At 45.8% G+C, this 20,279-nt stretch carries 22 protein-coding genes and 2 pseudogenes; 20 read left to right on the top strand and 4 right to left on the bottom strand.

Annotation, left to right across the window (positions count from 1 at the left end; genetic code table 11):
• Positions 1-274 precede the first annotated feature (274 nt).
• The 5 genes from FS666_RS06785 to FS666_RS06765 all read left to right on the top strand — a co-directional run bounded on the left by FS666_RS06785 (position 275) and on the right by FS666_RS06765 (position 7,322).
• Positions 275-1,735: a helix-turn-helix transcriptional regulator gene (locus FS666_RS06785; RefSeq protein WP_144461133.1), complete on the top strand. Its 1,461-nt coding sequence runs from the start codon at positions 275-277 to the stop codon at positions 1,733-1,735.
• 144 nt (positions 1,736-1,879) lie between these two features.
• Positions 1,880-3,559, top strand: coding sequence for a urocanate hydratase (gene hutU, locus FS666_RS06780; protein ID WP_144461134.1), 1,680 nt, complete (start codon positions 1,880-1,882; stop codon positions 3,557-3,559).
• Between the two features lie 108 nt (positions 3,560-3,667).
• Positions 3,668-4,924 carry an imidazolonepropionase gene (gene hutI, locus FS666_RS06775; RefSeq protein ID WP_280524786.1) on the top strand — a complete coding sequence of 419 codons (1,257 nt, stop codon included), beginning with the start codon at positions 3,668-3,670 and terminating at the stop codon, positions 4,922-4,924.
• 3 nt (positions 4,925-4,927) lie between these two features.
• Positions 4,928-5,905 (top strand): agmatinase family protein, encoded by a 978-nt coding sequence (locus FS666_RS06770; protein WP_144461135.1) that lies wholly within the window; start codon positions 4,928-4,930, stop codon positions 5,903-5,905.
• Positions 5,906-5,996: 91 nt separating this feature from the next.
• Complete coding sequence (locus FS666_RS06765) at positions 5,997-7,322, top strand: YjiH family protein (RefSeq protein WP_144461181.1); 1,326 nt, start codon at positions 5,997-5,999, stop codon at positions 7,320-7,322.
• A gap of 451 nt (positions 7,323-7,773) precedes the next feature.
• Here the strand turns inward: FS666_RS06765 and FS666_RS06760 are convergent.
• Positions 7,774-9,198 (bottom strand): annotated as a pseudogene (locus FS666_RS06760) (PQQ-dependent sugar dehydrogenase).
• A 308-nt stretch (positions 9,199-9,506) separates the two neighbouring features.
• On the opposite strand from FS666_RS06760, the gene FS666_RS06755 reads away from it, so the two are divergent.
• On the top strand, positions 9,507-9,818 hold the full coding sequence (locus tag FS666_RS06755; protein WP_144461136.1) for a hypothetical protein: 312 nt from the start codon (positions 9,507-9,509) through the stop codon (positions 9,816-9,818).
• 1,010 nt (positions 9,819-10,828) lie between these two features.
• Here FS666_RS06755 and FS666_RS06750 read toward each other — a convergent pair.
• On the bottom strand, positions 10,829-11,122 hold the full coding sequence (locus FS666_RS06750) for a hypothetical protein (RefSeq protein WP_144461137.1): 294 nt from the start codon (positions 11,120-11,122) through the stop codon (positions 10,829-10,831).
• A 430-nt stretch (positions 11,123-11,552) separates the two neighbouring features.
• Between FS666_RS06750 and FS666_RS06745 the strand changes: the two genes are divergently transcribed.
• Positions 11,553-11,990, top strand: a complete 438-nt coding sequence (locus FS666_RS06745) for a hypothetical protein (protein ID WP_144461138.1) — start codon at positions 11,553-11,555, stop codon at positions 11,988-11,990.
• Here the strand turns inward: FS666_RS06745 and FS666_RS06740 are convergent.
• Entirely contained in the window at positions 11,946-12,404 is a 459-nt protein-coding gene (locus FS666_RS06740) for a DUF3102 domain-containing protein (protein ID WP_144461139.1), read from the bottom strand. The two genes, FS666_RS06745 and FS666_RS06740, sit on opposite strands and share 45 nt — an antisense overlap.
• A gap of 594 nt (positions 12,405-12,998) precedes the next feature.
• Here FS666_RS06740 and FS666_RS06735 point away from each other — a divergent pair.
• A complete protein-coding gene (locus FS666_RS06735; RefSeq protein ID WP_144461140.1) occupies positions 12,999-13,592 on the top strand; it encodes a recombinase family protein in 594 nt (197 codons plus the stop codon).
• Between the two features lie 323 nt (positions 13,593-13,915).
• On the opposite strand, the gene FS666_RS06730 is transcribed toward FS666_RS06735, so the two are convergent.
• Positions 13,916-14,260: a helix-turn-helix domain-containing protein gene (locus FS666_RS06730; RefSeq protein WP_144461141.1), complete on the bottom strand. Its 345-nt coding sequence runs from the start codon at positions 14,258-14,260 to the stop codon at positions 13,916-13,918.
• Between the two features lie 228 nt (positions 14,261-14,488).
• Between FS666_RS06730 and FS666_RS19720 the strand changes: the two genes are divergently transcribed.
• The 12 genes and pseudogenes from FS666_RS19720 (at position 14,489) to FS666_RS06690 (ending at position 20,279) form a co-directional block, all read left to right on the top strand.
• Positions 14,489-14,650 carry a hypothetical protein gene (locus FS666_RS19720; RefSeq protein WP_186306513.1) on the top strand — a complete coding sequence of 54 codons (162 nt, stop codon included), beginning with the start codon at positions 14,489-14,491 and terminating at the stop codon, positions 14,648-14,650.
• Complete coding sequence (locus tag FS666_RS06725) at positions 14,647-14,883, top strand: hypothetical protein (protein ID WP_144461142.1); 237 nt, start codon at positions 14,647-14,649, stop codon at positions 14,881-14,883. The genes FS666_RS19720 and FS666_RS06725 overlap by 4 nt, the downstream gene beginning before the upstream one ends.
• Before the next feature lie 668 nt (positions 14,884-15,551).
• The gene (locus FS666_RS06720; protein WP_144461143.1) at positions 15,552-15,737 is read left to right on the top strand and encodes a hypothetical protein; all 186 of its coding nucleotides are present in this window, start codon (positions 15,552-15,554) and stop codon (positions 15,735-15,737) included.
• 48 nt (positions 15,738-15,785) lie between these two features.
• Complete coding sequence (locus FS666_RS19715) at positions 15,786-15,953, top strand: DUF5659 domain-containing protein (RefSeq protein ID WP_186306512.1); 168 nt, start codon at positions 15,786-15,788, stop codon at positions 15,951-15,953.
• A gap of 3 nt (positions 15,954-15,956) precedes the next feature.
• A pseudogene (locus FS666_RS20630) lies at positions 15,957-16,550 on the top strand (TOTE conflict system archaeo-eukaryotic primase domain-containing protein); the annotation flags it as partial.
• Positions 16,551-17,378 (top strand): single stranded DNA-binding domain-containing protein, encoded by an 828-nt coding sequence (locus tag FS666_RS06715; RefSeq protein ID WP_144598610.1) that lies wholly within the window; start codon positions 16,551-16,553, stop codon positions 17,376-17,378.
• Between the two features lie 111 nt (positions 17,379-17,489).
• Positions 17,490-18,224, top strand: coding sequence for a hypothetical protein (locus tag FS666_RS06710; protein WP_144461145.1), 735 nt, complete (start codon positions 17,490-17,492; stop codon positions 18,222-18,224).
• Between the two features lie 40 nt (positions 18,225-18,264).
• Entirely contained in the window at positions 18,265-18,486 is a 222-nt protein-coding gene (locus FS666_RS06705; RefSeq protein WP_186306511.1) for a helix-turn-helix domain-containing protein, read from the top strand.
• Positions 18,487-18,596: 110 nt separating this feature from the next.
• Positions 18,597-18,728, top strand: a complete 132-nt coding sequence (locus tag FS666_RS20445; RefSeq protein WP_260842199.1) for a hypothetical protein — start codon at positions 18,597-18,599, stop codon at positions 18,726-18,728.
• A gap of 24 nt (positions 18,729-18,752) precedes the next feature.
• Positions 18,753-19,343 (top strand): HNH endonuclease signature motif containing protein, encoded by a 591-nt coding sequence (locus FS666_RS20015; protein WP_144469100.1) that lies wholly within the window; start codon positions 18,753-18,755, stop codon positions 19,341-19,343.
• Positions 19,340-19,564, top strand: a complete 225-nt coding sequence (locus FS666_RS06695) for a hypothetical protein (RefSeq protein WP_144461148.1) — start codon at positions 19,340-19,342, stop codon at positions 19,562-19,564. Before FS666_RS20015 ends, FS666_RS06695 begins: the two co-directional genes overlap by 4 nt.
• A gap of 4 nt (positions 19,565-19,568) precedes the next feature.
• Entirely contained in the window at positions 19,569-20,279 is a 711-nt protein-coding gene (locus FS666_RS06690; protein WP_144461149.1) for a hypothetical protein, read from the top strand.

Below are 20,279 nucleotides of genomic sequence, written 5' to 3'. Positions count from 1 at the left end.
CGCCTTCCCGCTATGGAGGCCTGACGTATGAAATTCTTGACCGTCCTTATCCCAACGTGGTCACAATCAACACAAGCCGGGGGAAAAGAAATATTTATGTCGGGCCCGAAACGGGGGCAGTTATTCGATAACGGAAAATTTTTCACATGAATGAGCAGCAGCAAGGGAGCAGAAAACCCCTTGCTGTTATTATTGAACAAAAGAGAGTCCGGATTATTCGCCGTTAAAGAGAAAATTGCCTATTTGCTATAATAAAAAGAAGGTGGTGGGGCATATGGTGATATATCTTCTTACGGCAGACGAGCTGGAAGCGCGGGGGATGAAATGGTTCGTGGAATCGCACCTGACCGGGATACAGCTGATCCCATTTGATTCATTCAAAAAAATGACGGCGGCTTCCGCGGAAAAACAGCCTGATTTGTTCATTATCGATATGGATAAATGGGAGCAGAAGGATGATTCTTTCGAAAGGTGGCTGCAATCAGTACGATGGATCGGAATTTCATCCGAGCGCATATTTCAAACGGCATACAGGGGATTGCGTTTCCGGGCCGAAGATGTCTTGTTTCGCCCGATCGCTCCGGATGAACTGATGAAATGCATCCAGCAGCTGCGGTTTCAAATCAGGAACAAAAAAAGGGAGGCACCGTTGTATCCGGATACAGCGCGGGACAGGCCAATTGATTACTCTGATTTTTTTCTGGGCGGCCAGAAAATAAAAGAGCCGATTTTAATGGCGGCGCTGCTTGCGGAGGACCCGGACAAACTTTCGGTCGTCCATTCCAAGCTCCAGCAATTTTCCTTTTCAAGGGAAAAGCAGATCTTTGCCTTTTCACAGTTTATCTTGTGCGTAGGAAAGATGACGGAAGATGAACTTTACCGCGAGGAATTCCATGCATTTTTTGAACAATGGAAGAAAGAATGCGACGATCCGCTCGCCATCGTCATGAACATGCATTGGAAGGGTTTATCGTTGAAAGAAATGTATGATCGCACGAAACAGCTGACCGAAATGATTTTTTTCGAAGGCTATGACATCATTTTGGCTAAAATGGAACAAATCAGCTGGGCGCCAATGGATCCGTTTTTAACGCCCCTGGAACAGAGACATTGGATTGAAATGCTTGAAAATCGCGATATCCAGGGGATCCGAGAGTGGATGGAACATCAATTTCTCGGATATACAAGCCCATATCCTCCGCCGGAAATGGTCAGAATCCGGATTACGAGTGTGCTGGCGCAAGTTCGCCGCTATATGAAATCACACCAGCTGCAGCAGCCGGACTGGGAAGGCGCCTATCACGAAGTATTTCGGCAAATCACTCAGGAGCCGGTCGTATACCGGATCGTCCAGGCGCTGCTGATATTTACGACCCGCCTGCTGACGGAAACACATGGAAGCTTGGAAACGGGTACCAGGACGCTCGTTGAAAAAGTGAAAAGCTTGATGGAATCCAACTACTGGAACCCGCAATGGAATTTGGAAGACTGTGCAAAGGCGCTCCGAATCAATAAAAGCACACTGAGCAGGCGGTTTGCGGCAGAGTCGGGAAAAACATTCCGTGATACCTTGCATGAAATCAAAATCGTAGAGGCAAAACGCCTGTTAAAAGAGACGGATTTGCCGTTCGATGAAATTGCCCGTCTTGTCGGCTACCATCATCGGACTTATTTTAATGTAAAGTTTAAACAGTTTGAAAAAAAGACGCCTACAGAATTTCGAATGGGCCCTTAAGTTAAAGGAAAAGGGCCCTTTTTCAAAAATCAATTATAAAGAAATGTTTGTAAGGGATCAGTGATGAAACAGATTATAAAAAAATCATCAGATTATAAAACAGGTTGGTGATGCCGCCATGTACAATAAAGTCAGAAAAGGAGGATGATATTTTTGAAAGCGATTGCAAGTGAACGGGTTGTCCGCTATCACGGGACCGAACTTCAAGCAAAAGGATGGCTGCAGGAGGCAGCTCTCCGAATGCTCATGAATAACTTGGATCCGGAGGTGGCGGAAAATCCCGACGAACTAGTCGTGTACGGAGGAATAGGGAAGGCAGCCCGCAACTGGGACTGTTTTGATGCCATCGTCCGCTCATTAAAAGAATTGGAGAGTGATGAAACGCTTCTGGTTCAATCCGGAAAGCCCGTTGCCGTTTTCCGTTCTCACGAAAATGCGCCAAGGGTTCTGATTGCCAACTCTAACATTGTTCCGGCGTACGCCAATTGGGAGACGTTCCATGAGCTTGATAAAAAGGGGCTAATGATGTACGGACAAATGACGGCAGGCAGCTGGATTTACATCGGTTCCCAGGGAATTGTCCAAGGGACATACGAAACATTTGCCGAACTCGCCAAACAGCATTTTAACGGTTCACTAAAAAATACGATTACTTTAACGGCGGGTCTTGGAGGAATGGGCGGAGCCCAGCCGCTGGCAGTCACGATGAACGGGGGCGTTTGCATCGCGATTGAAGTCGATGAAAAACGGATCGACCGGAGAATTGAAACCCGTTATGCAGACGTGAAAACGGATTCCCTTGATGAGGCGATCAGGCTGGCAAAAGAAGCGAAAAACGAGGGGAAAGCTCTCTCGATCGGATTGTTGGGCAATGCAGCAGAACTATTGCCGGAAATGATTCGCCGAAACTTCATTCCGGATGTGTTGACGGACCAGACGTCTGCCCACGATCCGTTAAACGGATACATTCCTGCCGGCATGTCGCTAGAAGAGGCGGCAGAGCTTCGGAAAACAAACCCGGCAGAATATGTGAAACGTTCCAAAGGATCCATGGCGGACCATGTAAGAGCCATGCTTGAGATGATGAATAAAGGCGCCGTTACTTTTGATTACGGGAACAACATCCGCCAGGTTGCAAAAGATGAAGGCGTCGAAAATGCATTTGATTTTCCGGGCTTTGTCCCCGCTTACATCCGTCCTCAATTTTGTGAAGGAAAGGGGCCTTTCCGCTGGGCGGCTTTATCCGGAGATCCCGAAGACATTTATAAAACGGATGAAGTCATTTTACGTGAATTCAGCGAAAACAAACATTTATGCAACTGGATTCGGATGGCCCGGGAAAAAATCCAATTCCAGGGGCTTCCTTCGCGCATTTGCTGGCTTGGATACGGCGAGCGTGCCCGCTTCGGAAAAATCATCAACGACATGGTTGCAAACGGCGAGCTGAAAGCTCCGATTGTCATTGGCCGCGACCATTTGGACTCGGGCTCGGTCGCTTCTCCTAACAGGGAAACGGAAGCAATGAAGGACGGCTCGGACGTTGTGGCAGACTGGCCGATTTTAAATGCCCTCATCAATGCAGTTGGAGGTGCCACATGGGTATCCGTCCACCACGGTGGAGGAGTCGGCATGGGGTACTCGCTTCATGCCGGTATGGTCATTGTCGCTGACGGAACTAAAGAAGCGGAAGCCCGGCTTGAACGGGTATTGACGACAGATCCCGGCATGGGCATCGCAAGGCATGTGGATGCAGGGTATGAATTGGCGGAAAAAACAGCGCGCGAAAAAGGCGTAAAAATTCCAATGCTGAAGGAGAAGGAGTAAATTCCGCAGTGGGCTGCCTTTTATATGGTTGCCAGGGTGACAGAACACGAAACTTTTTTCAATAAGGAACGGGGTGTAACACACCCCTTTTGTATGGAGGCTGATAGAGTGGAAAAACCGGTTTGGATCAAACATGCTTCACAGCTTGCAACGCTATCACAAGATGGCAAAGGTCCGCGGGTCAAAGAAAAGATGTCTGAGCTTGGAATCATTGAAGATGGAAGTATGTGGCTGGAAGAAGGCGTGATCAAGGCGGTTGGAACAACGGCCGAACTTGAAAAGAAGTATGGTGTGCGAAAGAAGGAGGCAGATATTGTTAATGCCTCCGGCTGCCTTGTCACACCTGGGCTTGTGGATCCACATACACATGTGGTGTATGGAGGAAGCCGCGAGCGGGAATTCGAAATGAGGCTGGAAGGCGCGACCTATATGGAGATTATGAATGCAGGCGGTGGCATCCATGCCACTGCCCGCATGACCCGGGAAGCGACGGAAGAAGAGCTCATTGAACAAACAACTTGGCGGCTCGATTCATTTCTCGCTCACGGCATTACGACGGTGGAAGGAAAAAGCGGATACGGCATGGATCTGGAAACTGAACTGAAGCAGCTTCGCGTGATGGAAAAGCTGCAGCAGACCCATCCAATCGACATCGTGCCGACTTTTATGGGGGCCCACGCTGTCCCGCAGGAGTATAAGGGACGCGAAGATGAATTTGTTGATCGATTAATTAATGAGATGCTTCCTGTCGTAGCGGAGGAAAAACTCGCCGAGTTTAATGATGTTTTTTGTGAAAAAGGCGTTTTTACGCCTGATCAGTCCGAGCGGATTTTGGAAGAAGGGAAAAAATATGGGCTCATTCCGAAAATCCATGCCGATGAGATTGAATCGTACGGCGGGGCAGAACTGGCAGCCAAAGTGGGCGCCATTTCGGCTGAACATTTGCTGAAAGCATCAGATGAAGGAATCCGGGCCATGGCAGAGTCCGGCGTCATCGCCTGCCTGCTGCCCGCTACGGCGCTTTACTTGCGGGAACAGGCAGCAGCCGGACGAAAAATGGTTGACGCGGGCGTCCCGGTAGCCATCTCCACCGACTGTAATCCTGGGTCGTCCCCGACGACTTCCATGCCGCTTGTCATGAACCTGGCGTGCATCCTGATGCGCATGACGCCCGCAGAGGCATTGACTGCGGCAACATACAATGCTGCCTGTGCCATCAACCGGCAGGATAAAGCGGGCTCTTTGGAAGAAGGAAAACAGGCCGATGTTGTCATGTGGGATATCGAAAACTACCAAAAGCTCCAATATTTTTTCGGGGTCAACCACGTCAAATCCGTTTGGAAAAAAGGAATCCGGGTGGTGTAACAGATGGGAGAAAACTGGCTGAGAAAACCCGAGTGGTTCTGGAATCCGCCTGAGGGTGAACGAGATTTTGTTCACCAATGGGTCCGCCCGCTGGAGCAGGGGGAGGGAGAACCGGACCTGATTCTTTTTGGAGCGCCTATGTCACGCTCCTCTATCAGCGTTTCGGGCGCTTCTTTATACCCGCAGGAATTTCGGAAAATGTGGAAAAGCTACGCAACATACAATTTGGATGAAGATTTAGATTTAACGCCATTCCATGTGGCGGATGCGGGCGATGTGGCCATGCACACAACCAATATTTCGGAGTCGCATAAACGGATTCAGGAGTCTTGCGCATATCTTTCAAGACAATATCCGGAAACGGCCCTTTGCATGATTGGCGGGGACCATTCAACGACTGCCTGTGCTGTCCGCGGAATCAAGGAAACCTTCCCGGAAGAGACGATCGGCATTGTGCAGCTCGACACCCATTTGGATGTCCGCGATCCGGCTGAACTCGGCCCCGCAAACGGGACGCCGATCCGCCAACTCATCGATGGCGGCGTTGTCAAAGGAGACAACGTCTATAACATCGGGCTTCACGGCTATTTCAACGCCCGTCCTCTGATCAGCTATGCCAAAGAGAAGAGGATTCGCATGGTCACATTAAAACAGGCAAGGGAAAAAGGCGTCCCTGCTGCTGTCAACGAAGCGATCGATCGCCTGTCTGAGAAAGCAGGCATCATTTACGTGACGGTGGATATGGATGTCTTGGATATCACCCAGGCACCGGGCGTTCCCGCTTCAACGCCGGGCGGCATGACGACGACGGAACTATTTGGCGCGTTAATGGAAATCGGCAAGCGGGAGGAAGTGCGATATATAGATTTTGTCTGTCTCGATCCGACAAAGGACTCGGCAGTTTCCGAAACGGTAAAAGCCGGTGTATATGCCTGGATGCAGTTTGTGACGGGGAGGATGATGGGATCAGGAAAGGGATGATAATCGGTGCGTTCGTGCCGCTGGTTATGCCGGCGGCACGGCAACCCGAAAGGGAAATGAAGATTAAAAGGAGGAATGAAAGTTGGATGCGATGAGGAAAGAGAAAGAAACGGCAGTAATAAAGGCGGATTCAAACAGTCAAATGTGGAAGTTTTTTGTCTACAGTTTTATTGGTGCCTTCATGTTTTTCGTTCCGGTTACAATTGGCGAGAGTAATTCCATTATGCTGGATCACATCGTTTCTTTTATTCAGGCAAACGTTGCTGCTTTAACACCATATTATGCATTGATCGTTATTGTTGCGGGGGCATTGTATCCATTCATTTCGGGAAACTGGAAAAAGTCTTCTGTCGATATAATTTTTTCAATCTTCAAAGCAGTCGGGCTTTTGGTTGGACTCATGCTTGTATTTCATTTCGGTCCGGCTTGGCTGTTCAAACCTGACATGGGGCCGTTCCTGTTTGAAAAACTGGTCGTTCCTGTTGGACTGCTCGTTCCTATTGGAGCCGTATTTCTTGCTTTGCTCGTTGGATACGGATTGCTTGAATACGTCGGAGTGCTGATGCGCCCAATCATGCGCCCTGTCTGGAAAACGCCGGGAAGATCGGCTATTGATGCTGTCGCTTCTTTTGTAGGAAGCTATTCTCTCGGACTGCTTATTACCAATCGTATTTATAAAGAAGGAAAATATACTGCCAAAGAAGCAGCTATCATTGCTACAGGGTTTTCAACGGTTTCTGCGACGTTTATGGTCATTGTGGCGAAAACGCTTGACTTGATGAACATATGGCTTACGTTTTTCTGGGTCACCTTCATCGTGACATTTGCCGTTACAGCCATCACATCCAGAATTTGGCCGCTGTCAAAAATCAAAGATGAGTATTATGAGGGTGCAACACCGCAGCCGGAAGCGGAAATTCGCGGCAACCGCTTTGCAGCAGCCTGGAAAGAAGCAAAAGCTACAGTCAATTCATCGCCAAAATTGATTGAAAATATTTGGATTAACCTGAAGGATGGAGTCCTAATGGCCATGGCGATTTTGCCTTCCATTCTCTCCATTGGGCTGTTGGGACTGGTACTGGCTGAATATACGCCTGTATTTGATTGGATTGGTTATATTTTTTACCCGTTTACGCTGCTTGTTCAATTGCCCGATCCCATGCTTGCTGCTAAAGCGGCATCCTTGGGCATTGCGGAAATGTTCCTTCCTGCATTGCTTGTCACAGAAGCCGCTCTTATCGTGAAATTCGTCATCGCTGTTGTATCTATTTCCGGCATCATTTTCTTTTCTGCCGTCGTTCCATGTATTGTATCAACTGAAATACCGCTTAGCATACCGCAGCTGATCATTATTTGGGTTCAGCGGGTTATCCTAACAATAGTCATTGTTACTCCAATCGCATATTTCATATTGTAGACGGGGAGAGAGATCTTCCCTTTTTTGTTTTACCAAAATTTAATAACCCTGCTGGTATGCTTTCATTTATTTTGTTTACATGGTATGATAGAATGAATGCTTTTCCGAATGAACTTGAAATATCAAAGATGAAAAAAATATTTGGCGTTCTTGATTAAATAATTAAGAACTTAATCACACTGGATCGACTGCGGAGTCGTAAGGATGTATGAGAGGTAGGGCATACGTCGTTTAGGTTTAAAAAAGAATATTATCGCGGCAATTTATCTTGAGATATACAGTTATAACAAGTTATTGAATATATTCGTGAAGTATTGGAAGCCACCATTTTTATGGCGGCTTTTTTCTTATGGCATTAAATGGGGAAATAGAGGAAGCAGGGAGGTTTGACGGGGCAATTTCTTGACTCATAAACCCCAATCGTATGAGTTTAGTCATGAGAGGTTCAAAGTTATGAATCCGGGACAATTTCAAAAACAGTACCCTGGTTAAAATCAGTCACTTTCATAGATCCATAAACCCCTAAATATAGTCTTGTATGATCCAGATTCGTTCCCAGACTAACAAAATGAGCGGATCGGGGCCCAAAATTATAATTGGTTTTAATAACGCTAAAATCATTGAGCTTACAATCTGTTCTTACCCTTGTATAAGCTAAAACCCCCTGAGATTCTTCATCCCGGGCCAGATCGGTAAACACAACGCTTCCCGTTAAATCGGGAATTTCATTTCCCATATAGGCTTGCACGCCTGTAAGTGCAGTTCCTCCAAACTTATCGGGTCGGGGATCTTTATGATAATAACTGGTTAATGGCTGAAGACGGTTTACTGAAGTTTTTACTGCTTCATCGTAATAAGCAATTGTTTTCTCATCCAAAGCCGGATTTTTAGTGCAGTCCCTAATAATCGAAGTAGGAAATGCACCTTCCCACCCCCGCCAGCCAAAGTTAATAAATCCTTCCAGGTCAGGTTCGGTATTTCTTAAAGAAGCATGAACAAGCTGAGTAACCGGTATTGGTTTATAATGAACAAATGAAAAAATTGACTCTGCCAAATCCTGTCCGACATTTCCTGCATATTTAATATATTGATTATAAAACCTTTGAAAAGATATGCCTGGTATATTTCAAACCCCTTTGGCAATTACGGTAAGCGTTTCCTGAATAGGTGCGGGAAGTTCATTAAAGCGGGTGACTACGGGTGGATTATAGATAAATGTATTCTTAACTACATCAATTTCAATTATTTTACCGGCAATTTCCATATCATCCTGGCTTAAATTAAATGGGTCATGGCCTGATCCGCCATCTCCGATTGTTAAAACGAGTTTTCCTGTTTCAGGTGAAAAGTTTAAGCTATTGACACCATTATGGTTAAAAAATGGTCTTCTTAAGTTAAGCAATGTCCTTCGTCTTTGGGGATGGCCATTCGATTGTAACATCCATTCTTCAACTGTATCGATATGATCATATTGAGTTTCTCTATTGATCCACTTTAGATTTAAAGTTTTCGGATCACAGGGGTCAGGCTTAAAACGTTCAGAAAGAGCACCCGGACCTTGGGTTCCAGCTACTGGATAATGAAGATAAAACAGGCCGTTATAATAAAACTCCGGATGAAACGCCAGCCCGAGCAATCCCCGTTCATCATATCCACCGCCGGAAACACCTTGTTCAGAAGTTCCCAGCTTTATGATACGCGGGCGAATATCTAAAAAAGTCCTTAAACTTCCGTTACCTATGTAAAAGATCTCTCCAACCTGGGTTGCAATAAATAATCTTTCAACTGAGTCTCCCGGAAGTATAGTTGTTTTCAAAACGGTGGGTAAATTTATCCTGCTCACAATGGGCTGTAAACCAACTTTAATTTTTTTCAACTAACTATACACTCCTTCTGATCGTTTTCTTTAATAAGAGTATGATCAGAACTGTTCTATTAGTACCAAATCAGGGCAGGGGGGGAAACTGACTCGGGGCCGGATAACCGTTTTTTTCATCCGTTTTTTGTTTTTCATATTCCGGTAATCTTCACAGAAATTTTTTGACAACAATTTGAAAAACCTTCCACAACAAAAAATCCTCATTTCTATCAGACACTCTGTCCAATCGCATTCGACAATCCGCAATATATTATTAACGAGTCGGCCGACTTAAATTAAATGAACAGGAGAGATATAAATGCATTTTGAATTTGAAGATGAATTTGTCGGTGAAGAAAGGGAAAGAGAAAGACGGAGAAGGCGGTTCGTTTGCTTCTGCCGTGAAGAAAGAGGCGAGCGTGAAGAGCGGGAAAAAGAGCGCAGACGTGAATTTGAGTGTAGATGCAGAGAAGAAAGACGCAGACACGAGCATGAAGATTGCGATTGGTAATAAAAATAGCCCGGTGTTGACCGGGCTATTTGTCTCTGTATGTACGGCCCCGGCAGGAATCGAACCTGCGACGCACGGTTTAGGAAACTCGCTTTTAGTCGCAAATGTCCGTAAAGCCTGTCGTTAGCCTAACGCTGCCTCAATCGGTTTATAAAGCCTTACACGTTCTCTTATTACGGTTACTGCAATAATAGCCGATTTTAAACGGACAAGCAAGTCTTACTCGATTATTTCCTGTACGTCCAGTTTATCGAGCAAGGCTACGCCACTATGCTGTTTTATTTCCCGGATCCTTCCGATTAGTTCCCGAAAATATCAGCCGAGCGGGCTTGGCGTGAGTAGGCAGGCAGCGAGCGCGCGCATCCGAAAGCTAGTCGACTATCGATGGCAGGGGCGCGCTCTAATTGAGGCGGAGAAGGTTAGAACGGAAAAAGGTACGTGGGACAACACGCGATACACCGTTATGCCGATCAGTCAGCTACGGATATTCGAAGCAGAGCCGGAGAATATATCATCCATGCAATCGCCCATTGCGCAATCAGGAGCCGACACGGGCGGGGATAGCAGTAACTAGAACTATTATTTAACGAGAACTATTACTTAACAAGATAAAACATACCGCCCAAACAAGTTTGGTCGGACGAATCTTTATAAGAACGCACCTTATCGAAATTAAATACCTCCGATAATACGGTATAGGTATCTATTCGAAGGAAGTTCTTTACCAAAAGAAAAATTAAAATAAAAAGAAAAGGTAAGCGGCGCAATTATCCGTCCCAGCCGTCGCTTAATATAGGAGGTAATCGAAGAGTTGTATGAAGCGCAACAGAGGTTGGCTGGAAGTAGATATGACGGAGTGTTCGAGCGGTGGTATACGCATTTAGGGTGGAAAAGGCAGACGGTATATAATTTGATTGACCGTTTTACCGAAGTGCAAAAATTGCACGACGGCGATACCTGTCACAACGTATATAGGCGTGTGTATTAGTTCTTCTATGTCGTAACAATTTGTTACAAGTTCATACCGCGTCACAACGTACATAGGCGTGTATATCGCGACCTCCGAAACCTTGCCCCAAATCTGGGGTAATGTCGGTTCGAGTTCCTTGATTCTCCTTCGCCTCCTGCGCTAATTCTTCATAAAACAACCGAACGACTAGCGCCCGCTGTCGTTCCGAGTTTGCCCGCGGATACTAGACGTTGGAGTTGCGGGATGAGGTCGTGGAGTTTCATAAGGCGCTCTGTATTACGTGTTGGCTCTCCGATAAAATCCGCAATATCCTCTGTATTTTTAATTCCGCCATTTTGGCGGTTTTTCTTCCTCCCTTGCTTAACGCCCCAATATTCCTTCAAGAAATTCGCGATTCTCGATTTCTTAATCGGATCTGTTTCAGCTTGACCTCTTCGTTCGACATTTTCAGCGATAAGCAAGTACTCCGCTTCATCCTCGTCAACATCGGTGGCAAGGTCGAAAGCTGATCGAAACTACACGCAAGCGTTCGGACGGTGGTACGTGGGAAAATACGCGCTATACGGTACTGCCGATAAGCCAGTTAAGCATATTTGAAGCGGAGCCGGAGCGACTATGTGACGAGTAACCATGTGCGGATGTAGCTCACATGGACAGGCGTCACACTAACAAGAATCATCTTTTAACGAGAACTATCTTTAACAAGATAAAACATACCGCCCAAACAAGTTTGGTCGGAACGTATCTATAATAAACACATTTCGAAGGAACTAATACTCCGATAATATGATATAAGGTATCTATTCGAAGGAAGAACTTCCAAAAAGAAAATTAAAAATAAAAGAAAGGTAGGCGGCGCGGCCTGACGCTTATATAGGGGGGTAAACGAAATTGACAAACGAAATCACAAAGTTTCAATACGATCAACTAGACGGAGACACCGCAGACTTCCTCCGCCAGAAAGAATCAAACATGCGGCAGATTGTCGGTAAGGCTTATACGGAATTAGGCAAGGAGTTGAAAGAAGCTCGCGACAAGCTTGCGGGCAGTAATCAATATGACGGAGTTTTCGAGAAATGGTATACGTCTGTTCTTGGAATGAATCGAAAAATGGTTAACCGACTTATACAACGATACGAATTGGTCGTGACAAATTGTCACAAGCAGGGATTACTCGAAAATATGCCGGTATCCCTAACATACGAAATCGCCAAGCCTTCCGCAGAATCCACGCCAGCTAAAGCGCAAGCCAAAGCGGAAGTACTCGCGGGTGATATCGAATCATTAAAGTCTTTCGCGTTCCCTGCGCTCGGCTTCCGCCTGTTTTAAAGCCTTCTTTAATTCGCGTAATTCCCGAACGGTCATATCTTCGGGCTTCTTCGTTGTTCCGCTGGGCAGTTCGTGTTCGACTTCGCGCGCTTCGGGCGGTAGCGTTGCTATTTCGTAGAGTGCTCGGAGTCCTAAACGTGGGTACGTACCCACATCTTCTAATTCGTCGTACACTCGGATAAACTTATTCGCCGTACTCCTATCAATACCGACTGTACCTTCACACCAACTCGCCCATTCACCGTGCGCCAGGTCGTTCTCCTTAACGTGCTTCAGTCGCCTACCAATCTCGAATATCGCCTCGCCTGCTACTCGCTGGTATGCGTTAATTTCTGCGGTGATTACGTTTAGGTCTTGCGACAGTTTGTCCGTCGATAGATCGTGATTACCACCGCCTTTTATTTCGTTTGCCATTTCGATAACCTCCTATATTAAGCGATAATGTTGCATACGTATGTCAAGGCGTTTTACTTGACGCTTTAATGAAGGAATTATTCCGAAGGTATACCGAAAGCATGCAACGTGATGCAACGTAAAATCGTCGTCAGGCAGTCCGTTAGTCAGGCGAGGCGTTCAAGGCGCTAGGACTCCGAAAACTCACGGGGTCAGCATTATATCGGAAATTAACAATCGCAAGCGGACTAAAACGGCTTAATTTTCGACACATAATGAAGGAACTATTTCGAGTGCCTTTAGTAGGCTTGCGATTTAGGCTTCCGATTAGTTCCGGTTTTATGCTGTTTTTCATCGGACTATATCGGTTATAACCGACACTTTCACCAGCCGCAAGGCGGTTACGCGCGGCATAGTCAACGCTTTAGACTCCGTTAAACACTATAAATAATGTTATTGTCCCCCAAAACGTACACATCGTCTAAAAGTGTTAACTTATAGACTTTCGCAAAACACGCCGGAAACTATTCGAAAATACCACTTGTATCCGTTTAGAAGTTAGTCTATAATTAAATGTATAGAAGTTAGTTATATTATAGACGGAGGTTGTCGGATATGAAAATCGGTTATGCGCGTGTATCGACGGTAGGGCAGGACTTAGCAACGCAAGAAGCGATATTAAAATCGGAAGGCTGCGAACGTTTATATGTCGAGAAAGTCACTGGAACTTCAACAGCACCGCGCAAGGCGCTCGCTGATATGCTCGATAATATACGGACAGGCGATACGGTATATGTAACGAAGATAGACCGGCTGGCCCGCTCGATCACCGACCTTAATAAGATTGTTTCGGAGCTGAACGAGAAGGGCGCAAGCGTCGTCTTTGTTAAGGAGGCGCTACGCTTCGAAGCAGGCGACAACATAAGCAGCATTAACGCGCTACTGTTTAACATACTCGGCAGCTTTGCGCAGTTTGAGCGTGACCTTATCGTCGAGAGGACAACCGAAGGAAGGGAACGGGCGAAGGCGCAAGGCAAGCATATGGGACGACCGGCAAGCAGCAACGAGCGAGAGATACGGAAGGCTATCGAATTAATGAATGACCGCACAAACAACGGTCTAAGCGTTGCAGACATATGTAAGTTAACAGGCGTCAAGCGGGCGACATTGTACGCGAAGATGAAAGAAGTAGGGGCAGCCGAAAAATAACCGGTTGCCTCTTTTAATGACCGGCGGGGGAGGGTATCGCCGGATGGCCGCTCCAAGGCCCGGCACTTTTCTGCCAGATTTTTAAAACCCGATAGGTTAGCGATACCCGGCGGGGCCTCCTTTTTCGTAAAGCGCGCACCTTCTGGCGTTTTGATACGGGATATTTCCGAACGCTTTGGCTTTATCAGCGTTTAGACGCTTTATCTTCGATTCTACGGTCAAATATCGGGGGTATGCCCGCCTTTTTAGAAGTCGTAATGTTTCGCTAGTGTAATAGGTATCGTAAGGCATTGAACGTCTAAAAAGACGGTTATAAGCCTAGTTTAGTCCTTCGTCAATCCTTCGTCGATATACGCCTGCTGTTCGGCTCGATTGCCCGGATTCCAAAGCTCGCTTTCGTGTTCGAAAATGATTAACTCGTCCAATTTTTCGATACCTAATACTTCCGCAATACGTTCGACATGTTCGCGGTTGATAGTCGTTCGCAAGTTATTCGCAAGCTCACTAATTGCAGCCGGCCGAATATTGGTCATTTCCGCAAGCTCTTTCTGCGATATGTTCCGCTCTTTTAATACTTCTTTTAATCGTACATGAATTCGTAGCGGATCGCGTTCTTTTTCCCTACCTTCATTATATAGCGCAGCCAACGCCTCTTGTCCTTTTTCCATACCGATCATCTCCTTTTATTGGATTATACATTAATTACGAAAAATCGTAAATTAACGCTTGACATTACGATATAGCGGAATTATACTAGAGTCAAGAAATGAATTACGATATTACGTAATATATGAAGGAGGGGTCGTCAAAATGGAATTAATGTCGGTATTGTTTGCGACATTCGGAACATTCTTTATCGGTTACTTTATCGGAAGTATAAAGGAGGGCGAGGCGGAATGAAGCAAGCTAGACGTATAGCATGGTACACGCGCAAGGTCGCCGCATGGGGCGCCGTACATCCGACAAAGCGAGACGATAGGCACGGGCGAAGGGGCAAGCGGTTGATCGAGTATAAGGCAGCGTTAAATAAACGGTTGAAAGGGAGCGGTTCAAAGTGAACGAATTGAGACTAATATCTTATCGCAGGACTGTCGTAGGATGGTACAACTTCGATACGGAGGCAGGCGCTACGTATAATATCGAGCCGGAAATATTTCGGGAAATAACAGGCGTGAGTAAAGAGGCAGTACTCGGCTGTGCAGAAGTCACCGAGAAGGAACTACGCACATTAACAGCGGCGGCCAAGCTCGTAAAATTGCCGGATGGCTTCGAATGGGTTCCGGCGATATAAGATACAGCCCGATGATGTGCCGTTACTATTGGCGGAGTAACGGGATTTGGCCACGGAGGGCAAACGTAATATGCGCGGCCTATCGACTGGCACTCGGTAGGGATTTGGCCCGCGTGATACATAGGGCGATCGGAAATGGCAGCCGGTCGTCCTGTTACAATTCATTCTTAAAGCCTGTATTATTCGCTGGAATTTTATGGATACAAGGAATTGGGACATAAAAATTAAAATATTTGTAGGTCTTTAGACTTGTTTTTAGCGATAATTATTATAAATATTCACATAATAGACATAAACTGTGGGACTTTTGTCATTTTTTATCCTAAAAATTGGAAAATAAAATTACTATTAGTGAGAGGACTATTCTTTTTTGGGGATAGTCTGCCTGCCGGCCTGTTTTCGATTGATTCGAGCCTGCATAGCGTTTTAAGGGCGTTTAAACGCCCGTACAGACGTTTTAGCATCGAAATAGGGGTAATATAGCCGACAGCCCTTAAAACGGCTAGAAAGGCGCTTTAAATAAGCCGTAGCCATTTAACTATAACAGCGGAGGTGTGTTTCATGTTTTTTATTGATACAGTTTAGCGTGTAATATCTCAATTTTATCATATCGGATCAGATGCCGGAAGTCAAGCGGAAAATAAATCGTCAAAAAGGAGGTTCCGAAAATGGATTTAAAAATAATAACGGACATATTCACGGCTATGGACATGATCGAGGCGGGATTCAAAAAGGATTATCTAGGCAGAACCGAAAGCGATCTGCGCCCAGGTAAATATCTCTACGTATTCAATAACAGTAAGGAATTATCGGAGGAACTGGCGTTATACCCGTCCTCTACGTACTTGGATTAGTATATATAAGTTATTAGGTTCAAAAACCAACAAATAGGAGGAAAAAAAGTGAAGTGTATTTTAAGTTATCGGGTAGCTAAGCACTTACTGTCGAAAGGTTTTAAGATTGTGGACATCGACACATCGCACAAAATACCGGGGAATATCGTATTTATATTTGAGCGCTCGGAGGAATTAAACCGCGAACTTGCGGAAATAAAAAGGAAGGGTGAATAAATAATGGAACCACTGGAAAAGAACAGCCAAGCGATCGAAAAACTAAACGAACTATATATCACAACGCGCCGAAAATACCTTGTTCAAACGGAAAGCGCGTATTTTACAAATGACAGGAGTAAGTCTCCGAATGTATGGACGCTAAATGACGCTATGCTTGCTCGCCACTTAAAAGGCACTAACACATACGGAGTATTCAACGCAAATGCTGTCAACAAGTTCATGACATTCGATGTCGACTTTGCGGATGACACACAAGCCGCCAAACGCGCAACCAAAGAGATTATCGCGACGTTGATTACGCAGTATAACATTACTCTCGAGGATATACACGTAAGCATTAGCGGAAATAAAGGTTACCATATTGACCTATTCTTTGACGAGATGCTACCAGTCGAAACAGTCGAAAGGTTTTACCATAACGTCATAAAGGATGCGGGCTATTCATCCGATAAAGTGGAATTTCGGCCGACATGGACGCAAGGTGTTAAATTACCGCTGGGCATACACCAACGGACGGGGCGCCGATGTTGGTTCGTTAATGCGCGCACGCTAGAGCCGATAAAATCATTCGATTATCTAAACGAGGTACAACCGTTGCCGGCCGCACTTATCAAGGATGGGGCTATCGAGCTAACGGACGAGCAGGAAGCGGAATTTCGCGAGATTGAGGCACGCACGGATACGACAGTTACCGCAGTCGATACTTCGGATGCTTTGAGGAAATCAGCCGAGATACTAAAGGCTGGCCGATTGATCGCCTCGAATACTCGACACAGTACAACGGTCAAGCTTGCGATATTCTTTTATTCGCAGGGATTTGAGCGGGAGGAAGCGGTCGAGGCGATCATGGAAATACTTCTTAATACACCGCGCGAATATTTTAGCAAGGGCAGCACGCCGGAATATTGGCGGAAAGAAGCCGAACGAATAGTAAACCTGGCTTTCGATCGAAATTACACGCTAGGTAATGCGGACAAGCCTATCACGATATATCGGTCGGAGATCGTCGAAGTATTAAAGGTAGGAACGTTCCGTCAAAAGCAACTTGCCTATGCGATGCTAGTCACGTCCAAAAGGTACGGGAAAGTATTCTATTTGACGATGAAAAGCGGAATGGCAATGCTCGGTACGAAGTCAAAGCCGACGGTCAATACAGCGATAAAAAAGTTAGTTGAGGTCGGATTTATCGAATATGTACGGAAAGGAGAAATAGATAATGCGCGAAGCAAAGAGTCGGGCCACGTTGTCTATAAACCTAATAAATATAGATTGCTAGTTAGTGAGCCGGTAGAAGGTGAGCCGAGTATAGAAGTTACGGCAGAGCAGACATTAGTTGATGTTGCCCGCCTGCTACTCGATGAAAAGGACATCAAGCAGCACGTAAAACGCTATGAGTTTGATACACGCTTTAGAGTCTCATAAGGCATGTCCGTTATTCTCATATTACTATATATAAGTTATTAGGTTCAAAAACCAACACATGCCCAATTATATATTACAGCCAAAACAGCCAAAAATCAAGGGGGAAATATTATGACAACGACCAAAACATCAAAAAATAACAAACTATATGATATTCGGATGAAATTCCAACGCGCAGGTGTAACGGATTTCGAGGGACTAAACGAAGCGCTTGCAGATTACGAGCCGACGGCATATGAGCAGGAGATAATCGGTGATATTTACGATCATATTGCGGAGAACATCGAGCGTGAGCAAATCGCCAGCCGTACGCGCGAAGAATGGGCAGAACTCGAGCGCCAATATGTAGCGAAATCTATCTTTCCGTTATCGGAGTTAGTAGGTTGGTTGCTTGATCGGTACGAAGGAGGGGAAATCACGCGCGCTGAACTTAAAGAAATTCGCTGGACATTCAAACCGTGCAAACATCGTTTTTGTTTGAACTACTTCAAACCGCGCCGCAAGAATCAGGTTTATTGCTCGGAGGATTGCCGGAAACTAGAGGATGCAGCTTTAAAGGACTTCGAACGTACCGGAACGTATTTGCCGCCGACGGCTTATAGTAGCCCGAGAAAAGTAGAGAAGGAAAAGGGTTATCGGGAGCATGAACGTATTTTCGATCCGCATATTTTAACAGAAGTTTTAACTGAAATTGAGGACGCAGGAGGCAAGCGAAATAGGGCGAATGAAGAACGTGCAAAAAGGGCAGAAGATATTGAAAAAGAAACGAACGAATATTCGGAAAAGCTGCTTCAAAGCGTCGGAGAAACCCCGTTAAATGTAGGAAACGGGACAAGTTCCCGTTAATTTTTTAGCGGTGAGAATGAATAAAAGGAGGGTTTATATAATGAACGCTAACAAGGTGAAAGCAATCAGACATTATCTCGGCCTGTCTATGGCGGAGTTTGCCAAGCGGCTCGGTGTTTCGGTCGGCACCGTGTGTATTATCGAACAAGGTGGTCGGGACGTGTCCGATTACGTAAGGGCAAAGTTAGCGCGCCTCGAAATGGAGCTTGACGAGGATTTTTATTTGTTTATGGAAAAATTTACTCAGAAGCCCCCATACTAATTAAATTTTAACACTTTCGGAGCATTTGTCAAGAGGAAAATTAAAATACCCGATGATGCCCCGTACGCGGCCGGAGGGTAAGCGGAAATTTTAACGGAAGGAGCGAGAGAATGAGGGAAACACGGCTGGACGCCCTTATATCGTATCTCCGAGCATTGGCGGAGCTAAAAAAGGCGGGCCATCATGTAACGCTAGAGATTAACGATATTTTACGTAAAATCGACGATCAACTAAAAAATTAAAAAAGCGAAGGAGAGATTGAAAGATTGAAAGACAATACTAAACGCACATGCCGTTTATGCAATGTGGAGAAACCGCTGGAATTATTTGAGGTTGACAGCCGCGTAAAAGGCGGACGTACTCACCGTTGTCGAGAGTGTAAGTACACACTAGATGATCGAGCAAGTCGGACATTTCGGGGGTTAAAAAGAAGGGCGCAAGAGGACGGAATCCCTTTAGAGGTAACACGCAAAGAGTTACAGGCGCTTTATATGGCTTTCGACGGAGAGTGTATCTACTGCGGAACAAAAGAGGACGAAAACGGGCGCGCTCATCATATCGACCATGTAATACCGGTTAGCGATGGAGGCAGACATCACATTTCGAATCTCGTCTTATCATGCCCTTCTGATAACTCGAGCAAAGGAAACAAGCCGTTAATTGCGTTCTTCTTCGAGAAGAGAGGCGACCAATTTACCGACGAACGGTTCGTGAAACTTGTCCATTATCTCGCGCTTGTAAACGGTCAGCCAGTCGAAGAAATCACTCGAGATTTTACCCAACGATACGCTGAATATGTAATGGAAGAGTTTAGTAGATGGTGCGATAAGGCAGCGGAAAGGTTGGCGGTAAGTTGAGTTATTATTCCAAACCGGAGCAAGAGACGCTTTACCTATACGATGTTGCCGCGGGACATTGGCGGGTTTACTCAACATACCCGCCTCATATTCGGCAGTTAATCGAACGGGCTGCAATTCATCGGACGGAAGTTGACGACGAAGGACGAATTATTGCGGTCGAAGGTATAGCGGACAGAAACCAAGTACGCCTATTCAAGCCTTTAATTTCGAAGGAGTGAGCGAATGTTTTGTGTTTATGAGGAAAAGTCAATCTCGCATCAAACCGAAAGTCATATTCGCCAATTTAGGGAAAGTCGGAATGGCCATCTCGCTCCAATGTTCCGGGACAATCGGGCAATTATCGAAATAGACGCCAACGAGCGCTACATTGTCCGCAATGATTCCGGCGAGGTTTATTTTATCGGGCAGGGCTACGACGAAGCGATAAAGCGGATCGGACATGCGGAGCCAGCAGCCAGTATCGAAGTCATGAAGGACGGCAAGCATTACACCGGCGCCCAATATAAGCAAGATACCGCGCCAACCGTGTTCCTCGTTGCTTATTCGGTCAATAGTTCTAATGGCGTTTTATTCGTCGGGATGGACGCCAAGAAAGGCAATCAGCATCTCGGTAGCTGGCAATTTATCGGGAATGAGAACGAGGTATCCGCGGAGATTCGCGAGATTGTCGAGGAAATGGGCGAGCGTGATAATACGGCTATTCGCTATGCCTGGCGCGATATTGAAGAACTGGCCGACTTAAAAGGCGCTAATCTAAACGTAGGCAAACTGGACTTTACTGCGGTGCGAGCGCGAGCTAGAAATTTGAAAGCGAGGATAATTAATGAAACAACTAAGTCAGCCGAAAAGGAAACCACGAAGCAGGCGAAGAAAAGTAAGGTAAAGCTAAAAGACGGCAAGTTTGACGTGATGTCACTTTATCGAATTAATTAA

It is taken from the genome of Siminovitchia fortis, from assembly GCF_007681465.1.
Lineage (GTDB): Bacteria > Bacillota > Bacilli > Bacillales > Bacillaceae_C > Siminovitchia > Siminovitchia fortis.
Note: the sequence above shows the minus strand (reverse complement) of the source record. Positions and strands in the feature narration are given on the sequence as shown.

Excerpts from the sequence above, each read along its gene's own strand:
- FS666_RS06785 (WP_144461133.1), top strand. The coding sequence starts at position 275 with ATGGTGATATATCTTCTTACGGCAGACGAGCTGGAAGCGCGGGGGATG.
- hutU (WP_144461134.1), top strand. The coding sequence starts at position 1,880 with ATGATATTTTTGAAAGCGATTGCAAGTGAACGGGTTGTCCGCTATCAC.
- FS666_RS06770 (WP_144461135.1), top strand. The coding sequence starts at position 4,928 with ATGGGAGAAAACTGGCTGAGAAAACCCGAGTGGTTCTGGAATCCGCCT.
- FS666_RS06765 (WP_144461181.1), top strand. The coding sequence starts at position 5,997 with ATGAGGAAAGAGAAAGAAACGGCAGTAATAAAGGCGGATTCAAACAGT.
- FS666_RS06740 (WP_144461139.1), bottom strand. The coding sequence starts at position 12,404 with ATGGCAAACGAAATAAAAGGCGGTGGTAATCACGATCTATCGACGGAC.
- FS666_RS06735 (WP_144461140.1), top strand. The coding sequence starts at position 12,999 with ATGAAAATCGGTTATGCGCGTGTATCGACGGTAGGGCAGGACTTAGCA.
- FS666_RS06730 (WP_144461141.1), bottom strand. The coding sequence starts at position 14,260 with ATGGAAAAAGGACAAGAGGCGTTGGCTGCGCTATATAATGAAGGTAGG.
- FS666_RS19720 (WP_186306513.1), top strand. The coding sequence starts at position 14,489 with ATGAAGCAAGCTAGACGTATAGCATGGTACACGCGCAAGGTCGCCGCA.
- FS666_RS06720 (WP_144461143.1), top strand. The coding sequence starts at position 15,552 with ATGGATTTAAAAATAATAACGGACATATTCACGGCTATGGACATGATC.
- FS666_RS06710 (WP_144461145.1), top strand. The coding sequence starts at position 17,490 with ATGACAACGACCAAAACATCAAAAAATAACAAACTATATGATATTCGG.
- FS666_RS06705 (WP_186306511.1), top strand. The coding sequence starts at position 18,265 with ATGAACGCTAACAAGGTGAAAGCAATCAGACATTATCTCGGCCTGTCT.
- FS666_RS20445 (WP_260842199.1), top strand. The coding sequence starts at position 18,597 with ATGAGGGAAACACGGCTGGACGCCCTTATATCGTATCTCCGAGCATTG.
- FS666_RS06690 (WP_144461149.1), top strand. The coding sequence starts at position 19,569 with ATGTTTTGTGTTTATGAGGAAAAGTCAATCTCGCATCAAACCGAAAGT.